This is a genomic window from Nocardia sp. NPDC060220 (genome assembly GCF_042727815.1).
In the GTDB taxonomy this organism is placed as follows: Bacteria; Actinomycetota; Actinomycetes; order Mycobacteriales; family Mycobacteriaceae; genus Nocardia.
In genome coordinates this window covers 1-1,736 of the sequence record NZ_JBHWZY010001156.1, presented here as the reverse complement: position 1 = coordinate 1,736, position 1,736 = coordinate 1, and the positions used below count along the sequence as shown (strand labels likewise).

At 66.9% G+C, this 1,736-nt stretch carries 1 protein-coding gene; it reads left to right on the top strand.

Going from position 1 to position 1,736, the window contains the following annotated elements; translation table 11 throughout:
- Positions 1 to 160: 160 nt before the first annotated feature.
- Entirely contained in the window at positions 161 to 1,474 is a 1,314-nt protein-coding gene (locus ACFWF3_RS34745; protein WP_379318303.1) for an amidohydrolase family protein, read from the top strand.
- Positions 1,475 to 1,736 lie beyond the last annotated feature (262 nt).

The window sequence follows — 1,736 nt, the reverse complement described above, 5'->3', positions numbered from 1 at the left end:
ATCCTCGAGCCGGGCGCCGACCTTCGCCCGTGACGTCGGTTTAACGTCGAGGCAACAACGGCTTCCTAGGGTCGGTCCCACGACGTTCATGGCTGCAACGGACGACGTGCTCCGCTGAATCCGGCGAGCGAACCAGCCGCATCCCGAAAGAGGTGCGCGCATGGATTCTGTCGCGTCCGTAGTCATTACCGATGTCACCGTCTATACCGAGCGGGGCTGGGCGCCCGGCGAAGTCGTGATCGAAGACGGCGTGGTCATCGCCGTGGGGGCCACCCCCGAACACGCGGAGCTGCCCCGTTTCGACGGTGGTGGCGGTTATCTGCTGCCGGGCTTCGTCAATACCCACACCCACCTTCAGCAGGCGGTTCTGCGCGGGGTCGGCGAGGGCCTGCCGCTGCTGGAATGGCTGCGTTGCGTCGGCGAACGCACCGTGGCCGCCACCCCGGAACAGACCTATCTCTCGGCGCTGGCAGGTGGCCTCGAGCTGCTGCGTAGCGGCATCACTACGGTCGTCGAACACATGTGGCCGAGCCCGTCCGACGAGATCCACCAGGCGATGATCCGCGCGCTGCGAGAGCTCGGAATCCGTGTGGTCCTCGGTCGCGGCATCGCCGACCGCGCCGACATCACCCGCAAATGGGGCCTCGATCCGCGGCTCCTGCAGCCGCTCGACGAGGCTCTCGCCCACGTCGACGAGCTCGACAAGCAACTCGTCGGTACCCGCATCACGACGGCGCTCGCCGTCCCCAATCCGCGTTGCCTGACCCCCGACGGCATGGCGGCCGCCCGCGAGTACGCCCGAGCCGCCGGCAAAACCGTGTCGATACATGTACTCGAGACCATTACCGACGACGACATGTGCCGATTGCATGCGGGTGTCTCGGCCGTCGACTACCTCGACGCGAGCGGTTTCCTCTGGGACCGCACCTTGGCCGTGCACTGCGTCAACCTCGACGAGCACGGCCGCGAGGTCTTCGCCGAACGCGGTGTCGCCGTCTCGTACAACCCGGTTTCCAACATGCGCCTCGGCAGCGGCGTCGCCCCGGTTCCGGAGATGCTCGCGGCAGGCATCGACGTCACCCTCGGTGTCGACGGCGCCGCGAGCAACGACACTCAGGACATGCTGCTGGCCCTGCGCATCGGCGCATACCTGCAGCGTGCGGCCCATAAGCAGGCCGACCTGCTCGGTTTCGACGAGATGCTGCGGATGGCGACCGGGGCCGCGGGCCGGGTGCTCGGCCGCCCTTCGCGCACCGGCATCGCCGTGGGCGACCGCGCCGATCTCACCCTGGTTCGCTTCGACCGCGACTTCGCCTGCCTGCCGGTTCTCGACCCCGGTGCAACCCTGCTCACCGCCGCGTCGCCGCGCGTGATCGACACCGTGTGGGTCGACGGCGAGGCCGTGATCCGCGACGGCCGCAGCACCCGCGTCGATCATCAGGATCTCGCGCGACGTCTGATCCGCATGCGATGACTGTTAATCCATCGGAAACGAACGACACATTGCATGTAATTCAGCTAGATCAAACTGAATCCATCCCAAGGTTGCACGCAAAACCGATATACCGCAGGAGAAGGTGATCACGGTGACGCTCTACGACACGGTGAACGACGCCGACGCGAGGACGCTGTTGTCCGGCATGGAGGTTTCCGGGCGATGGTGTGGGTTTTGCCGGTGCCGGGTCCACCGGCGACGACGGTGGTCCAGTGGGTCGCGGCGAGGGCAGCGGCCAGAC